This is a genomic window from Chitinophagales bacterium, from assembly GCA_041392475.1.
Lineage (GTDB): Bacteria > Bacteroidota > Bacteroidia > Chitinophagales > UBA2359 > JAUHXA01.
The window spans coordinates 207,501-223,475 of record JAWKLZ010000003.1 but is presented as its reverse complement, the minus strand read 5'-3'; the positions used below and the strand labels follow the sequence as shown (position 1 = coordinate 223,475).

Genomic DNA, 15,975 nt, shown 5'->3' with positions numbered 1-15,975 from the left:
TATCAGAGTAGCTCCTTTATCTGAAATAACTCTTGGTTCTTTTGGCACTATAATTAATCCCCATACTGTTATTTGGATTAATTTTGAGAATTTAAGTATTCCTACCACAAGTATAGATTGTTTGGATAGTTTCAATACTAAATATGCAATTGCATTGAAAAAAAATAATGAATTACTTAACTTCATTACAGATGCAGATTATACAATTGCTGATACAGGAATAGCAAAAGATTTTTTAGCAGTTAAGGCAATTGATAAAAATAAAGCTCCTATCATAGGAGAAAATAAGACTTTCCAATTAACAGATTTAGGATGGCAAACTCCTAATAATTCTACAATTAGTGCTTTGAATGAAGGACTAACTCCTAATTATTATTATACATTGAGGTATATTTTTGAAACGATAACTGGTGAATCCATACTAATACATACAGCACCAACAGAAATAGGGTTTAATAATTATGTATTTGCCTCAGCTCCTTTGCATTACTGTATTCCTCATACCCAAAGAGTATTATACAGAAATCTTGATAATAATTGGACTTTTGATAACAATAATTTTTCTTTTCCTTGGGATATTAACTTTGAGAATTCTAATGATTTAATCTACGAAGATTTTGAAGAAGCTATAATAACAATTCATTTTTCCTTTATTGAAACATTGAACTATTTTAAAGAAGTTCACAAAAATGATAATTGGTATGATGCTTCTCATTGTGATGAAATTGGGTATATAAGATATAAGCCTAATGGAAATGCTCTAAATTCAAATCAAAATTTTATAGAAGATAGTCCTGTTTCATTTCGTACTCCTACCCATGAATTAGGTCATCGGTTCAATCAAGGTATTTCAACTTCTGTTCTTTCTAATGGTGAATTTAGTGAAGGATTTGCTGATATATGGGCTACCAATATAGAAAAGTTCGCATTTGATTTAGAGAAACCAGAGTATAGAGGTGGTTTGAATAGAAATATGCGAACTTTTCTACTTTTTGGTTCTTCCGCATACAATTCATTTGGTCAGTACCAAAGATTACGTGTAGTAACTCATCAATTTTATCTGCTATCTGAACCTTCTGCTATCACTAATAAACCTATATGTGGTATTGGTGATGAAGTTACTGCTCGAATCATCACAACAGCTTTAGAAATTAGTGAAAATACAGATGATGAACTTGGAACAGGAGGACTTGAATCATATCTCTTACTACGAGATTATTACCAAGATGCAGTTGATTTATTGACAAGTGAGCAAAATATTTATCCCATTTTTGCCAACCCAAATTACATAAAAGCTCAAATCAGAAATGCTTGGGCAGAAGTAGGTATTGGAGAGCCCGATTTTGAAGTTCAAACACCCTCTACCTTAGACGTTTGCAAAGGAGAGAATATATCTTTAAGTGCGATAAGTGAAGTAGGTAATTTAAAATGGTATCACGAAAGTGATAATCAGACTCATTTAAGTAATACTGGTATATATGAAATTGTCGAAGCAGAACCTACAGATGCAGGAGTTTATACAGTTAAAATTACCTATGATATTTCAAATGTTCCCAACGAAACTGCTTGTATACTGACCAAAGAAGTAGCTGTAAGCGTTAAACACATTGTCATTAATGAAGGAAATGAGCCGTTACAGGTTTGTAAAGGAGACACACAATCTTTGACACTTACAAAACATGGAGATGTTTCAAATATTCATTGGGAAACACCTGAGAATGCGAATTATGCCATCAATACAACAACTAAATCATTGACCATTTCATCCATGAGTGCAGAAGATGCAGGAATCTATCGGGTAGTTGCTGATTGTTTAGGAGACGATGGAACTTCTATAGTTGTAACAGACGAGATTGAAGTAAAAGTAGTAGACATTTTGGATGATATAGTTGAGATTACAATGACTATGGTTGATGGTACGGAAATTCCTAATGGAGGTTTTGTTTGTAGTGGAGAAGTTATCCACTTAAATGCTTCCTTAACTTCTATTGGGGAGGAAACCCAGTATGAGCTAACTTGGACAAATGATAATGGTTCTTTTATCGCCATACCCAATGGATTTGATACAAATGTCATTCCAGAGGGAACAACCACTTATCAGTTAAGTGTCAGAAATAAGCCCTGTAATCAACTTAAAATATTTCAATTTAGTATAACAACCTCTGATGGAACTGTTAATTTAGGTAATCAATCTTCTTATTGTGAAGGAGATAATTTGGTCGTATCTGATGAATTCACTGACCATAAATGGTACATTTTAGATGAAAATGATACCCCTGAATTAATTAGTATCAATCCTTCTCTAACATTTACTCAAGAAGGTACTAATACCTATAGATTAGAAGCATTAGATGGAGATGATTGCGTTGTTATTGGACAAAAAGAAATTACTGTGTCTAATTTCTTGCCATCTGAAGTTCCTATAGTAACCCCTAATAAAGATGAGTGTCAGCCTTCTTCTTCTATCGATTTAGACCAAACAAACCCTACTATCTATATGAGTTGGGAATGGAAGGAAGGGCAAAATACACTACAAGAATCAAACATACCAAGTACTGCTCCCAATCTTTCTGTTAATCACCCTGGCATTTATACACTAATAGTACAAAGTCAAATAGGAGGCTGTGAATTTAAAGAGGAGTATGAAGTAACCTATGCAGACATGGGAATATTGGGTAATATAGATGTCAAACCTAATGACCCTTTGAATGATTATTGGAAACCCAGTAGTTTAACAGCTGATAATATCATTACAATTGAGGGAACAGTAACAGTTAAACAAGGTGCAATTCTTGCTATTGAGGAAGGAGCAATTGTGGAATTTATTGGTGAAAATTCAGGTATTGTTGTTGAGAGAGGTGGGCGGTTGGAAGTAAATAATGTTACTTTTCGTGCAAGTGAATGCCCAAATAATATTCCTATATGGAAGGGACTTAGAGTAGAAGGCGATTATGACAAAGACCACCCAACCAATTATATCAACGCTATTGAAAATCACCCAAATCACGGACTTGCTTATTTAAAATATTGTATCATCAAAGATGCTGAAATAGCAATTGATGATAAATCTATTATTGTAGGTTCAAAATATGGAGGGGGAGGATTAATAGATGTTTTTGATTGTTTGTTTGAAAATAACCGTATTGGAATACATTTTTCTTTGACATCTGCACTTTCAGAAAATAAAATTATAGAGTGTAGTTTTATTAATAGCAATGGTTTTGGTGATACAAATGATTCTGATTTTTTAAAACCTAACTATATACACATTAGGATGTCGAATGTAGCAGATTCGCCCAAAATTATTCTAAATCATTTTGAAACTACTGCTTCTAATTTAGATAATGAACATAAAGGCAAAGCCTGTTCTATTCTAAGTTCTAATTTTAAAATTGGAGAAGATTGCGAAGGGAATACTTTTAAGAATTTGTATGAGGGAGTGTATGTAATGAATTTTGGAGCAGCTCTTACACAACAAATTTTTGACAATACCTTTACCAACGTACATAAAGGAATAACACTTAATAAAAGCAACTTTGCTGATGTTTCTTTCAACATATTTGAAGAAATGCCCGAAGGTTTTTCTTCAAATTATTTAAGTGAGGGTTTTATAATTATTTCAGCAGTAAATCCACCTAACACCTATAATCATGTGAGTCATGGTATTTTAACAGAATCTTCTTCGATGTCTGAAATTTTGGGAAATAAATTTTATAGTTCTATAACTGGAGAACCTTCTAACTTTTTGACCAGAGGTTTGGTCATTAAAAACAGTGCTTATGACTCTCAACAAGTAGCAAATAGTGGATTAGATTTTTATGTAGAAGATAATACTTTTGATGGAGTATTTCCTGCAGCCACACAGTTTGAACAAAATAATATAGATTTAGGATTTACAATCAACTGTCATACTTATACAGATAACACCTCTATAAGCTCTGTTTTTGATTGGTATCTGCATACTGACTGTGTTTTACCTGTTGTTGGAAATTGTTTGGATGAAACAGAATTCGCCTATAGAGGTTCTTGGGATAAAGGTGTATATGAATCATCGGGAACTTTGACTGCTATTAACTGGCGAAATACTCCTCCCCCTATCACAACAAATACTGGAAATGGTAGTAATCTTCTAAATCCATGTGGAGAATCACAGTCATGTATTCCATTAAACAATCCATGTGGTGGAAAGACACCTCCAAACCCTCCAATACATCCTATTGAACCAAAAGATGAAAGAAGATATTTGGTACAGCAAATACAATATAAATTAGCCAATAGTGACCATACAGAAGTTATCAACCTTTTGGAACAACAACAAGAAGTTTGGTCAGATAAAATATTAGCAGCCACCTATCTACAAAAGAGAGATATTACAAAAACAATGCAAACGCTTAATCGCATTCCTACAAACACAACAGATAATCAGGCGTTTGTAAATATGATAACTTTCATGGCACAAGACCAAGTTTTGTCCAATGAAACCCAAATTCGTCACTATGCGACAGACATATCTTTAAATCCACGCACCAATATTTTAGCACAGTCTATACTAAGTACTTATTTTGAAGAACATTATATTCGCAATGCTGCTTTGATTACCAATAGTTCCTCCAAAACAGCAACTTCCTTGTTTGAAAAGAAATGGTTAAAAATACTTCCCAATCCAGTAAAAGATAAAGTGAATATTCATTGGATAGAAACACCAAAGGAGGAAGAAAAGGTAGAAGTACGAATTTACAATGGAATTGGACAACAAGTTAACAATTCCACTATCCATGTAGATGGTCTAAAAAATAGTATAGATGTAGGATTTCTAAAAAGTGGTGTGTATTATATCCAAATAAATGGAGAAAACAATATTTATGGTTTTGATAAATTGGTAATTGTTCGGTAAAACCATCCTTTCAACTCAAGCCAGTAAGTGTTTAAGCACTTACTGGTTTTTATTTATCTATAACCACAAAGATATGTCTCATAAAGCTATTTATTTTTTTACTTTGCTTTTTTTGTTTAACTCACCTACTCTTCATGCACAAGAATTCACTTATTTCAATCAAGAAATTTCACTGAATTCTTCCAACCAACTTTCGGTAGCTACTATACCTCATGATGAGGGCTATTATACAGTAGGAGTGTTTAGTTTTACTCACTCTGTTATTTATTTTGCAAATATCGATTTAGAAGGTAATTTAATATCTTACAATATCTTAGATGATTCCCCAAATGTTACTGTAATAGTAAGTGGACGACAATTTATTAAAACTAAAGATGAAAATTTTGTTTTAATTTATCAAAAAAGGTTTGACCCTATAGATAAAAATACAGATATAGTCATTATAAAATTCACTAAAAATGGAGAAATATTATGGGAACAGCAATTTGGAGGAATGGGATTAGACGGTACAGGAGGAGTAATTCAAACCCAAGATGATGGTTTTTTAATAACAGGCTTACTTCACGACAATAATAACAATTATATCTATACTGTTAAAACGGACTCAAAAGGAGTATTCGAGTGGGAAAAGAACTACTGTTCACACTTTGATTGTAATGCTTTATCTGTAGATGAAACAGTGGACGGAGGTTATATATTGGGAGGACGAGTGAGAGTAGCTAATAACAATTATGACATGTATGTAGTCAAAATTGATAGTTTAGGAAATCAAGAATGGGAGAAAAATTATGGAAGTGATATAAATGACCAAAGCTGTCAAGTTTATGCTTTAGAAGATGGTAATTTTTTATTATCGGGTGGAATTCGAGGAGAGAATAATATCCGTCAAAATTATTATGCAAAATTAGATAAAGAAGGAAAAATTCTTTGGGAAAAAAGTTATGGACTTCCCAACCTTAGAAGTATACAGACCCCTTTGGTTTTTCGAGAAGATGGTGGGTTTATTGGAGTAGCTATTTATTTGAATGAACATACACTTCCATTGATTATGAACTTCAATGCTGAAGGGGATACACTTTGGACAAAACCTATCACTGCTAACCCTAATGCTGATTGTTATGTTAAAGATATAGACAGAATTGAAGGCGGATATGTATTGACAGGTTACAAGTTTTTTCCTGCTCCTCAGCATAATTGGCTTGTAACTATAGATGAAGAAGGAAATTTCTGTGAGGAATTGGGATGTGTGGAGACTGTGGTGGATATTGAAGATGTGATGATTGGAGGAGAGGAAATTTTTATACAAATTAGCCCAAACCCTGCTCACCTTCAAATCAGTATTCACTATCGATTACCAACTCATTCACCTACAGCTAATTTGCATTTGTATGATTTGCAAGGTGCTTTGGTGCGTGAGTGGCGATTGAAGAGAATAGAACAAGAGCAAGTGTTGAATTTAGAGGGATTAGCAAGTGGGGTATATTTTTATCAAGTAGGAACTCAAAGAGGAAAGTTATTGATTGAGCACTCACGGTAACAAGAGTATAATAAAACCTGCATTTTTCTGAACTCCTAAGCTCCAAATCTAAATTTTTATCAGTCACTTTGTAACTAACTACTACTCATAATCTTTTCAAACAGAGCAAGGTTTAAAAAACTGGTTCACCTAATCAAAGTTCAGTTAATTCAAAAATAAGTGAGTTTTGCGAACCGTTTGAGTTTATTTTGATTAAGGTATGTCTCTTTCAATTTTCATTTATTTTAATGAAAGTTGTTTTTTTACCCGTTTCCATATCTTCACGAATCATTGTATGTTCATTCAATGAAATAATCTTCTCTGCTCCCACATTTTCTCCTCGTTCGTTTAAGAATTCACTCAATTCTTTTTGAATATGCTTAGGCTGACAATCATAAACTCTATTCGCCTTAATATTATAATTTAAGTTTCGCATCGCTACTTAAAAAAATAAGCACTTGTTAGTTAATTGTTTTTATGTTTTAATATAAGATATTTATAGGTGCAGATATGTTATAAATAATTGTAAATAAGTCACTTAGTTGCTTTTTTCCATTTAGGTTCTAAACAAATGCTTATCTCCTATTCATCTTGTACTTTAAGCTGCACCATACCCGAAAATAATTGCCTGAAATCGTTGTCATGAATAATTAACTGCAAGACCAGTTCCATATCACATTCTATCTTTTGAACCAATCGTGTGAGAATTGAAATCATGATTTGCCACAGCCTTTGAGCAATCGTTGCTTGAATATATTGGTCTCTGATAGCTCTGAATAAGCCGCCAATCGTTTCATAATCTGAAAAGCGTTTATGCAAACTCAACATAACATATTGAATCAAAGTTAAAGTGGTATGAGCAATATGAGCATCAAAATCTCTGGAAGCACATTTTTGAATACCTAAAAGTTGCTTTACTTCTTTGAAAAAGACCTCAATAGACCATCGAATAGCATAGATTTCCATAGCCTGAGTAAAACGAAGGCTTGTTTGGGTAGTCAGTAAAAGTCTCCATTTGCTTCGTTTAGTATACCTAACAAAAAACAACTTGACTTCCATACCTTTATAATCCACCACCACGGTATAATAATAACACCCAAGTAGGCGGCATCTTTTGGGCTTACGTTTATGAACTTTTCGCAATGTTTTTAAAATCTGCCCAGCTGACATTTCTTTGGATAAATAGTTGTATTTGGCATTGCCCATTTTACAAGCAGCCACTATGTGAATGACTCCTTGTCGAAGTAAACGGATAGCCTTCAATGTTTTTTCGCAGCAGAACCAAGCATCAAACAACACATAATCAGGTACATATCCATGTTTCAATGCTCTTTTTATCATGCTGATTAGTTGGCTATTCTTATCCCTATCCAATTCCTTAAACCGTTCATAACCTGCCGATAATTTAGCTCTAATTTTACGATATTGTTTTTTGAAAGACCCTAACAGGTAAACCAAAACGATAGCGTTGGCGATTTTGCCCTTCTCGGTGCAAGGAAAAATCTAAAGGTCGAAAGTTGATTCCATCAAAATAGCCTAAGACCAAGAGTTTGAAGCCCAAAACAGTACATTTGAGAGAATGGTCATGAACTTTACTGATACCTTCGATGGTTTTGCCTGTATGGTTCACTGGGCTATCATCAGCAGTCAAACACTTGTACTTCGGTTTCATCCCTTTTCTTTCCTCCTCACTCAATTTCACCATATGTTTGTCAGCCAGCTCATTATAGCGTTTATTAAATCGGTATAGAAGCTTACGCCAATTTATCCATTCATTGTTTTTTAAACGATACAAACAATCTTTTGCTCCTTCAAAAACATGACTGTAAGTACCATTCGAGAATCCATGAATACTATCGACTCCCAAAAAGGAAGCAGCAGCAGTGTGAGCATTAGCACAGAAATAGGATAACCTTGGGTTTTGAGTAAGTCTAAGGGATAGCACAAGCTTTTCAATTGAAAGGGTTCATAAGCTCGGGCTAAAGCATCTACAATATTATTTTTTTTCAGTAGGCTTTTAATTTCGTGTACTTTTTGTATCTTGCAATCAGGCAGCATAATTTTTGTATTTTGTTTATAGTGAATCAAATATACACATTTTATGCTGTTTTTCCTCTTTAACAAACAAGTTAATTTTTTGCAAAATACTTTGTATATAAATAAGTTATAAATATTTATTTCCAGTAATTATAGTGCCGAAAAAGTGCTTTCCTTAAATGGAATTCGAGATTTAGGAGAATAATTTACAAAGCTTTAGCTCATTTAAGCCGATTGTATATAATTGTTTTAAGCCTCTTTTTCAGTAAAAAAGTAGGTGCGAAACTTAAATTATTTTTTTTCAGTAGGCTTTTAATTTCGTGTACTTTTTGTATCTTGCAATCAGGCAGCATAATTTTTGTATTTTGTTTATAGTGAATCAAATATACACATTTTATGCTGTTTTTCCTCTTTAACAAACAAGTTAATTTTTGCAAAATACTTTGTATATAAATAAGTTATAAATACTTATTTCCAGTAATTATAGTGCCAAAAAAGTGCTTTCCTTAAATGGAATTCGAGATTTAGGAGAATAATTTACAAAGCTTTAGCTCATTTAAGCCAATTGTATATAATTGTTTTAAGCCTCTTTTTCAGTAAACAAAGTAGGTGCGAAACTTAAAGCTGGTATTTTTTTGTAGCTAAATGTTACTATATTTGGGATGTGTAATTTTTTAACTCTATTCAAACTGAATTAACAGATGAAGATTCTCTACTCAACTGCTGTATTCCTATTATTAACTTTTTTCAACCATTCATTTGCTCAACAGAAAATAGAAATTAGTTTTTTTGGAGGAGTTAGCTTACCCCAAGGGGATTATGGTAGTAAGGACTGGAGTAATGATAATGCAATCTATGCAATGATTGGAGGGAGTAGCGGAATTTCTGTTACAAAATATCTTAACTCCAATTTAGGGATAGGAGGGAACTTAGCTGCCAATTTCAACTCTGTTGATGCAGAGGAAAGAGAATGGTCGACAGGAAATCCCTTTAATGCTAATTATGAGATAAATGAATATTTTAATGTCACTTTTACTCCTTATCTTAAACTTCAAACCCAAGTACATAGAACTTCCCTATATCTCCAAGCAGGTTATGGAATAGGATACTATAAGAGTCCGAGACATATATATTATAGTAATCATAGTGCATCATCACTTGATTACGAAGCAAAAGGAACAATACATCATCAAGCTTATGCTGCTGTAGGAATGAGCTATCGCATCTCTCCGAAAACGCAAATAGGTGCTCAAGTTCAAGGCTACCATAGTAGTCCTACATTTGATTTAAATACTATTTTTACTTCATATATAGATGGTTTTATTGAGGAGTATGGTTATAAATATTCACCAAAAATTACAACTATTAATCCTCAATTAGTTGTTATATTGGATATGGGTAAGAAAATTGAAACTCAATAAAAATATTATTTATAGGTTTCTATTCAAGTATCCATTACCGAATCAACTCCCTCGGAGGAAATCCATACACCTTCGTAAAACAACGAGAAAAATAACTCGGTGTAAGCCCCACATTAAAAGCAACTTCTGAGACATTCCCTTCTCCATTTTCGAGCATCGATTTGGCTTTAGCTAAGCGAATGTTGCGGATAAATTGGGCGACGGTGTAGTTGGTGAGTGCTTGAATTTTTCGGTAGAGTTGGGAATTGCTCATGTAGAGGAGTTTACTGAGGCGTTTGGCGTTGAGATTTTTGCTGTTTTTGAATCTATTAGAAACTTTTAACTCCTCCATCTTGTTTTTCTAAAAAACAACAAAAATGAATATTCAAACAACCAAGGCAAATCTAATCAATTTGATTGCAGAAATCCAAAATGAAGATTTATTGGGAGATCTGCAATCTTTTTTGGCGGCAAAAAAACGAGAATACAAAACCTCACAACCTATTCATTCTTTGAGTAAAAAGGAATCAAAATTACTGATTAAAATCAATGAAGGTTTACCCAATTCACTCCAAAGTAAATATGTTGAATTGAATCAAAAACTGGTAGAAGAAAAACTTACCCCAATCGAGCATCAAGAGTTATTACAATTGATCCCACACGTTGAAGCCAAACAAGTAGAACGATTGAGTTATTTGATTCAATTGGCGCAACTTTGGGAAACGACTGTGGATGAGGTAATGAATCGCTTGGAAATTAACACACCTCCTGTTGCTCATGCTTAGAAAACACATTTTACCGAACCAATTCCTTAGGAGCAAACCCATAAACCCTCCTAAAGCAGCGAGAAAAATAACTGGGCGTAAGGCCCACATTAAAAGCAACTTCGGAAACATTGCCCTCGCCATTTTCGAGCATCGCTTTGGCTTTCGCTAAGCGGATGTTGCGGATAAATTGGGTGACGGTGTAGTTGGTGAGTGCTTGAATTTTTCGGTAGAGTTGGGAATTGCTCATGTATAGAAGTTCACTGAGGCGGTTGACATTGAGGTTTTCATCGTCAATGTATTTTTCGATGAGCATGATGACTTTTTTCAAAAAGCGTTGCTCTGGATTTTCGGCGGTTTTGATGGCTTGGTGTTGAAGGGTAATTTGTTGGTATTTGCGTTGTTGATTGTTGCGGGTGGTAAGTAGGTTTTTGCTTTGTAGGCGCAGTTCATCTGCATGAAAAGGCTTGGCAATATAAGCATCTGCTCCATGCTCAAATCCTTCAATGCGGCTTTTGAGTGCGGCTTTGGCAGTGAGTAAAATGACGGGAATGTGGCTGGTGCGTTCGTCTTTCTTCAAGTCAGCACAGAGTTCATAGCCATCTTTGAGGGGCATCATGACATCGCTGATGGTGAGGTCTGGAATGCGTTCTTGTGCCATTTGCAGCCCTTCTTCTCCATTGTAGGCTTGGAGGATGATGTATTCATTTTCTAAAATGCTGCGGATGTAGGTATGAATATCGGGATTGTCTTCCACTAAAAGTAGAATTGGGGCTTTTGTGGTTTTGTCTTTTGGTGTTTTTTCTTCTTTTGCGATGTTTTGATGCAGTGGTGTTTTTTCTTCTTTTGCGATGTTTTGATGCAGTGGTGTTAATTGGGTTTTGGCGGTTGCTATTGAAGGCAAAATCTGTTCTTTGGCAGTTTGCAGAGGCAGTTGTAGGGTGAAAATAGTTCCTTTTCCTACAGTTGAATCCACTTCTATTGTTCCCTCCAATAATTCAGTGAGTTCTTTGACAAGAGCAAGACCAATGCCTGTACCTTCGACTTGACGGGTATGACTGCTATCTGCTTGGTAAAAGCGATCAAAAATGTGGGGAAGTGAATTTTCGTCAATGCCTTTGCCTGTATCTTCTACGATTAGTTGTGCTTGGATGCCATTGGAGGTAGTCACAGTGAGGTCTAACTGGCATAAGATTCTGCCTTGAGTGGGGGTAAATTTGAAGGCATTGGAGAGGAGATTGTAGAGGATTTTTTCGATTTTATCTGCATCAAATAAGACCAGTATTTCCTCATCTTCATGGGCATGGGTGATGAAGTCGAGCTGTATTTGCTGCTTGATGGCGAGGGCTTGAAATGCTTGGACAATTTCTGCTATGAAATTGCTGATAGAACCATGTTGTAGCTTCAATTCCATTTTTTGCGCCTCTATCTTACTGATATACAACAGTTGGTTGACGAGATGTAGGAGTCTATTGGCATTTCGATCTATGATATGGGCTTGTGTATGGATTTTGGAAAGGTCATTGCTATCTAAAATTTGTTGAGCAGGGCCCTGTATCAATGTAAGAGGTGTACGCAGTTCATGGGTGATTTGTGTAAAAAAACGAGTCTTCAAAACCTCCAATTCTTGAAGTCGTTCTACTTCTTTTTCCTTTTCTTTGGTTTCATATTCGGTTTGTAGCTTTTCGGCATGTTTTAGAGCTTCATCATCTTTTTTATCAAATACCATTTCGGCATACAAATGGTAGTAGTGTAGTGCTTGTTCAAAGTTTCCCAAAGCCTTGTGACAGCGATGCATATAGTCATATACATCTGCAATTGGAGCTGATTTGAATTGCTCAAAATTTACTAAGTCTTCAAGCGTTTTAAGTGCGAGTGAGTACTTTTCTGAGTGATAATGTATTCGACTTCTTCTAATTCTGACATTTAAAAGTAAACTACTCTCAATAAATTTTTTGTCGTTTACTGAATCTATTAGCTGCTCAAATTCGATGCAATATTGCTCTGCCTCCTTCAATAATTTCATTTTTTCAGACTCCTCTTTCTGAAGTGCTAGGTTCAGTAAGCTCTTAATAAGGAAAGAGTATCCTTGTGCAAGAGAAAAAGAGGATTTGGTTTTTTGCGAAACCTCGATACATTTTCGTGAATAATAAACGGCTTTTTCAAATTGTTTCAAGTCATTATGATATATTGAAAGTGCCAAATAGTTGTCGTGTTGTAGTATAAGGTTTCCTATTTCTTTGCTGATTTCGAGTGCTAATTCTGCGTATTTGATTGCTTGATTTTTGTCTCTCAGATAATAGGAGATATGATTGTAGGCGACCGCCAATTTCAATTTGTCTCCATTTTTCTTGAAGCCTTCTATTGCTAGAAGAGAGTGATGCATGGATTTATCGTATTTATTTTGATGACCATAACTGCTTGCTAAAATAGTGTGGGTTAAAGGTGTTAGGTCTTCGTCTTGGATATTTTCAGCTATATCCAGCGCTTGAAATAAATAATGACGTGCTTTTTCAAATTGATGAACAAAAAATACATAGTAATTCCCTATGCTTTGTAAGGTTTTAACAATAGAAACCTTATCCTTTATTTTTTGTGCCATTTCAAGTGCTTGAAAAATTGTTTCCTTGTATAAATCAAGTTTACCCTGTTGTCCGTAAATAGTACACTTCAACCTATACGCTTTGATTATTAGTGCCTCATCATGAAGCTCTCTGGCTAGATTCAACATTTGGTCTATATACCTATCAGCTTCATCAATTGGGCTAAAATGCATCTTTTCAATGATGTCAAAAAGCAATTGGAATTTCTCTTTACCTTTTGTATAGGGGATTTGATTTTTTAACTGTTGAAGCTCTATAGACATTGAAGTAATTTTATATTGAATTGGACTTACTTTACATTCCTTCCTATATGATGTAGGGACTCAGTTTTCATAATGGGATAAAAGGTAGTTGAAACTTTGGAATTGAAAACTACTATAATTTTCGCTATTTACATAAAAATCTCTGTCCATCTTTGGCGTAAAATAAGCGATGTATAGTTTATGTTTTCAGCAATAAGAGGTATAGTTAGGATTGGTGGACAAAAAATGATGTTTTGGTCAACAAAAAAAGAGCCGCTGCACACTTGTGTACAACGGCTCAATAATAGTAATGGCGGCGACCTACTCTCCCACACATCTTGTGCAGTACCATCGGCGCTAAGAGGCTTAACTTCTCTGTTCGGAATGGGAAGAGGTGGAACCCTCTCGCTATAACCACCTTAATTTCTTTGGCTTTCCTTATTGCTTTACAGTATTGCTGTAATTACAATTCTTATTCTCTATTCTTAGTGTTCTTTCTTATTCTTTTAGAAAAAAAAAGAAACAATTCTTTGACAAAATGGCAAGATATATTCAACTACTCTACTTTTTAAGTATCTACAACTCTCATCCTAAAACAAGCAACTATCCTTCTTTAGAAACAAGAAATATTCTACATTCTTTATCAACAACTATCTTTTAGACAATCATTAGATAGAATAAAAATAAAAAAGAAAGCTTACGGGCAATTAGTACTGCTCGACTTTGATGTCACCATCTTTACATCTGCAGCCTATCAACGTCCTAGTCTTGAACGACCCTTAAAAGAAATCTCATCTTGGAGTTGGCTTCGCGCTTAGATGCTTTCAGCGCTTATCCAATCCGTACTTAGCTACCCAGCGGTGCATCTGGCGACACAACTGGTACACTAGAGGTACGTCCAACGCGGTCCTCTCGTACTAACGTCAGCTCTCCGCAAATTTCTAACGCCCACAACAGATAGGGACCGAACTGTCTTGCGACGTTCTGAACCCAGCTCGCGTGCCACTTTAATGGGCGAACAGCCCAACCCTTGGGACCTTCTCCAGCCCCAGGATGTGACGAGCCGACATCGAGGTGCCAAACCACCCCGTCGATATGAGCTCTTGGGGGAGATCAGCCTGTTATCCCCGGAGTACCTTTTATCCTTTGAGCGACGGCCCTTCCATGCGGAACCGCCGGGTCACTTTAGCCGACTTTCGTCCCTGCTCGACTTGTTAGTCTCGCAGTCAAGCACTCTTTTACTAATACGCTCTAAACATGATTACCAACCATGCGGAGAGTACCTTTGCGAGCCTCCGTTACTTTTTAGGAGGCGACCACCCCAGTCAAACTACCCACCAAGCAATGTCCCCCTTTCAGGGTTAGATACTAAATACATAAAGGGTGGTATTTCAAGGACGGCTCCACAATCACTGGCGTGACCGCTTCGTAGCCTCCCACCTATCCTACACATCATGTATTCAATAGCAATGCTAAGTTGTAGTGAAGGTTCACGGGGTCTTTCCGTCCCGTTGCGGGTAACCGGCATCTTCACCGATACTACAATTTCACCGAGCGCGTGGCTGAGACAGTGCCCAGATCGTTACACCATTCGTGCAGGTCGGAACTTACCCGACAAGGAATTTCGCTACCTTAGGACCGTTATAGTTACGGCCGCCGTTTACTGGGGCTTCAGTTAAGAGCTTCGCACCGAAATGCTAACCCCCTTCCTTAACCTTCCAGCACCGGGCAGGTGTCAGACCCTATACTTCGTCTTTCAACTTAGCAGAGTCCTGTGTTTTTGTTAAACAGTCGCCTGGGCCTTTTCACTGCGGCTCTTTCGAGCGTCTCTTCTCCCGAAGTTACGAGACTATTTTGCCTAGTTCCTTAGCCACGGATCACTCGCGCACCTGAGGATACTCTCCTCGACTACCTGTGTCGGTTTACGGTACGAGTTGCACACTTCGGCTTTTCTTGGAAATGATTTCAGCGTATTATCCAATCACCCGAAGGCTCATGGTACTGTCCCACAATTACTCGTGGTTTAACGCCCGCTTCCGTCCGGACGCAACGCCTACACCATTCCGTCCCCTTTTTAGTGTGTGCAAGTACGGGAATATTAACCCGTTTGCCATCGACTTCCCCTCGCGGGTTCGCCTTAGGTCCCGACTAACCCTGATCCGACGAGCGTTGATCAGGAACCCTTAGTCTTACGGTGGACAGGATTCTCACCTGTCTTATCGTTACTTATGCCTACATTTGCTTTTCCAGCTCCTCCAACATGACTCACATCACATCTTCAACAGCACTGGAATGCTCCCCTACCACTCAGACAATTAATGCCTGAATCTATAGCTTCGGTGATAAACTTTATGCCCGATTATTTTCCGCGCCCGATCACTCGACTAGTGAGCTGTTACGCACTCTTTAAATGAATGGCTGCTTCCAAGCCAACATCCTAGCTGTCTTAGCAATCAGACCACGTTCCTGCAACTTAGTTTATACTTAGGGACCTTAGCTGATAGTCTGGGTTCTTTCCC

Annotated in this window: 9 protein-coding genes and 2 rRNA genes (1 of these 11 cut by a window edge); 4 read left to right on the top strand and 7 right to left on the bottom strand. The window is 36.2% G+C overall.

Annotation, left to right across the window (positions count from 1 at the left end; translation table 11 throughout):
- The first annotated feature begins 154 nt into the window (after positions 1 to 154).
- Positions 155 to 4,894 carry a T9SS type A sorting domain-containing protein gene (locus R3E32_23840; GenBank protein MEZ4887783.1) on the top strand — a complete coding sequence of 1,580 codons (4,740 nt, stop codon included), beginning with the start codon at positions 155 to 157 and terminating at the stop codon, positions 4,892 to 4,894.
- Between the two features lie 73 nt (positions 4,895 to 4,967).
- Complete coding sequence (locus R3E32_23835; protein ID MEZ4887782.1) at positions 4,968 to 6,431, top strand: T9SS type A sorting domain-containing protein; 1,464 nt, start codon at positions 4,968 to 4,970, stop codon at positions 6,429 to 6,431.
- A 208-nt stretch (positions 6,432 to 6,639) separates the two neighbouring features.
- Here the strand turns inward: R3E32_23835 and R3E32_23830 are convergent, their stop codons facing one another.
- The 3 genes from R3E32_23830 to R3E32_23820 form a co-directional block, all read right to left on the bottom strand.
- Complete coding sequence (locus R3E32_23830) at positions 6,640 to 6,774, bottom strand: hypothetical protein (GenBank protein ID MEZ4887781.1); 135 nt, start codon at positions 6,772 to 6,774, stop codon at positions 6,640 to 6,642.
- A gap of 218 nt (positions 6,775 to 6,992) precedes the next feature.
- Positions 6,993 to 7,868 carry a transposase gene (locus tag R3E32_23825; protein MEZ4887780.1) on the bottom strand — a complete coding sequence of 292 codons (876 nt, stop codon included), beginning with the start codon at positions 7,866 to 7,868 and terminating at the stop codon, positions 6,993 to 6,995.
- Positions 7,828 to 8,355, bottom strand: a complete 528-nt coding sequence (locus tag R3E32_23820) for a hypothetical protein (GenBank protein ID MEZ4887779.1) — start codon at positions 8,353 to 8,355, stop codon at positions 7,828 to 7,830. The genes R3E32_23825 and R3E32_23820 overlap by 41 nt, the downstream gene beginning before the upstream one ends.
- Positions 8,356 to 9,148: 793 nt before the next feature.
- Between R3E32_23820 and R3E32_23815 the strand changes: the two genes are divergently transcribed.
- Positions 9,149 to 9,868: a hypothetical protein gene (locus R3E32_23815; GenBank protein ID MEZ4887778.1), complete on the top strand. Its 720-nt coding sequence runs from the start codon at positions 9,149 to 9,151 to the stop codon at positions 9,866 to 9,868.
- Between the two features lie 34 nt (positions 9,869 to 9,902).
- Here the strand turns inward: R3E32_23815 and R3E32_23810 are convergent, their stop codons facing one another.
- On the bottom strand, positions 9,903 to 10,199 hold the full coding sequence (locus tag R3E32_23810) for a helix-turn-helix transcriptional regulator (protein ID MEZ4887777.1): 297 nt from the start codon (positions 10,197 to 10,199) through the stop codon (positions 9,903 to 9,905).
- Between the two features lie 25 nt (positions 10,200 to 10,224).
- Between R3E32_23810 and R3E32_23805 the strand changes: the two genes are divergently transcribed.
- The gene (locus R3E32_23805) at positions 10,225 to 10,632 is read left to right on the top strand and encodes a hypothetical protein (protein ID MEZ4887776.1); all 408 of its coding nucleotides are present in this window, start codon (positions 10,225 to 10,227) and stop codon (positions 10,630 to 10,632) included.
- A gap of 10 nt (positions 10,633 to 10,642) precedes the next feature.
- Here R3E32_23805 and R3E32_23800 read toward each other — a convergent pair whose 3' ends face one another.
- The 3 genes from R3E32_23800 to R3E32_23790 form a co-directional block, all read right to left on the bottom strand.
- A complete protein-coding gene (locus R3E32_23800) occupies positions 10,643 to 13,477 on the bottom strand; it encodes an ATP-binding protein (protein ID MEZ4887775.1) in 2,835 nt (944 codons plus the stop codon).
- Positions 13,478 to 13,764: 287 nt separating this feature from the next.
- A 5S ribosomal RNA gene (gene rrf, locus R3E32_23795) occupies positions 13,765 to 13,878 on the bottom strand.
- A gap of 265 nt (positions 13,879 to 14,143) precedes the next feature.
- Positions 14,144 to 15,975, bottom strand: a 23S ribosomal RNA gene (locus R3E32_23790) (it continues 1,011 nt past the right edge of the window).